Origin of the sequence: Streptomyces durocortorensis (genome assembly GCF_016901035.1) — a bacterium.
GTDB classification, from domain to species: Bacteria; Actinomycetota; Actinomycetes; order Streptomycetales; family Streptomycetaceae; genus Streptomyces; species Streptomyces durocortorensis.
Map to the genome: position 1 here is coordinate 1 of NZ_JAFEUF010000469.1, position 1,758 is coordinate 1,758.

Sequence of the window (1,758 nt, forward strand, 5' to 3'; positions counted from 1 at the left end):
CCCCCGGACCCCTCCGTGACGCCGGGCCCCTCCGCGCCACGGGCCCCCTTCCGCTCGACCGGCCCGGCCAGATACGCCGGGGACTCGAAACGACGGAAGGACACATCGATGTGCGCCAGCCTCCGCAGCGCGCCGAACATCGCCTCCCCGAGGACGGTCCCCACCACGACGCTCTCGACCAGGTCCTCGCGCGCCACCCGCCGCTGTACGTAGTCGAGGTCGGCGCGGGCGACCGGCTCGGCGGCGTCCGCGTACAGGTCCAGCAGGTCGATGTATCCGCCGTGCCCGGCCCTGCGCAGCGCGGCCAGCACCTCCGCCAGTGATTCGGCGGCGGAGCTCTGCTCGTCGACCTGCCAGTCGCGCCGCCGCAGCAGTTCGGCCACCTCCTCGCGCGCGTCCTCCAGTTCGGGCCCCGCCCCCTCCCCGCCGGTCGGCGTGACGCCGTCCGCCGCGACGCCGAGCACCTTGTGCACCGGCTGCCCGGGGTCGTCCATGGCTTCCAGGACCTCGCCGATGGCGGCGAGCGAGAGGCCGCCGACGTCCAGCAGCGCCCGGATCAGGCGCAGTCTGCGCTCGTGCCCGGCGCCGTAGTGCGCCTGGTTCGGGCTGGTCAACTCCCCTGCGGCCAGGAGCCCTTCCCGTAGGTAGTACTTGATCGTCGGCACCGGAACCCCGGACCTGCGACTCAATTCACCGATGCGCACCGTGTGTTCGCCCTTCCGCCCTTGCCAGAAACCACACCCATCATAGATAGTCCCCCTATCGGATAGCGGACAGTGTGACTATCCATATTGATCGCTTCACCACAACCACAGGGGGTCTCTCATGTCGTCATGGCGTTCCTGGCATCGCCCGTTAGTCGTCTTCGCCGCCGCGATGGCCGCTTTCGCCGTCGTCTGCGCCGTCGGTCTCGTGGTCGACGACCGGGTCCTGGTGGGCGCGCCGATCTGGGCGAAGCCGTTCAAGTTCGCCGTGTCCTTCGCCGCGTACTGCCTGACGCTGGCCTGGATGCTGACGCTCCTCACCCGCGGGCAACGGATCGGCCGGTGGGCGGGGCACGTCGTCGTGCTGACGAGTCTGGTCGAGATGGTGGTCATCACCGGGCAGGTCGTCCGTGGGAAGCGCAGCCACTTCAACACCGCGACCGCCTTCGACTCGGCGCTGTGGGACGCGATGGGGATGACCATCGCCGTTCTGTGGACGGCCACCCTGGTGATCGCCGTCCTGCTGCTGCGCACCCGCCTCACCGACCGGGCGACGGCGCTGGCCGTCCGGGGCGGGATGCTGATCGCCCTGGCCGGCGCGGCCCTCGGTTTCCTGATGGCGCTGCCGAGCGAGGACCAGCGGGCGGCCGGGAACCTGGACACCGCCGATGTGATCGGCGCGCACTCCGTGGGCGTACCGGACGGCGGCCCGTCCATGGCGCTGACCGGCTGGTCGACGACCGGCGGCGATCTGCGGGCCCCGCACTTCGTGGGCATGCACGCGCTCCAGGTCCTGCCGCTCCTCCTGATCGCCCTGGTGCTGCTCGCGCCCCGCTTCGCCCCCCTGCGCGACCCCGGGGTGCGCCTGCGCCTCGTACGAGTCGCCGTCGGCGGTTACGCGGCGCTCGTCGCACTCATCACCTGGCAGGCGCTCCGGGGCCAGCCGCTGATCCACCCGGACGGGGCCACGCTGGCCACCGCCGGGGCGATCATCGCGGCGGTGGCGTACGGGACATGGAGCGCGCTGCGCCCGACCGCCCCCGCCCGCCCGTCC

2 protein-coding genes are annotated in these 1,758 nt (G+C 72.0%); one reads left to right on the forward strand and one right to left on the reverse strand.

Going from position 1 to position 1,758, the window contains the following annotated elements:
* The coding region (locus JS521_RS35480) for a MerR family transcriptional regulator (protein WP_205086965.1) at positions 1-704 on the reverse strand (704 nt) is incomplete at its 3' end.
* 121 nt (positions 705-825) lie between these two features.
* Here JS521_RS35480 and JS521_RS35485 point away from each other — a divergent pair.
* The coding region (locus JS521_RS35485; RefSeq protein WP_239488284.1) for a hypothetical protein at positions 826-1,758 on the forward strand (933 nt) is incomplete at its 3' end.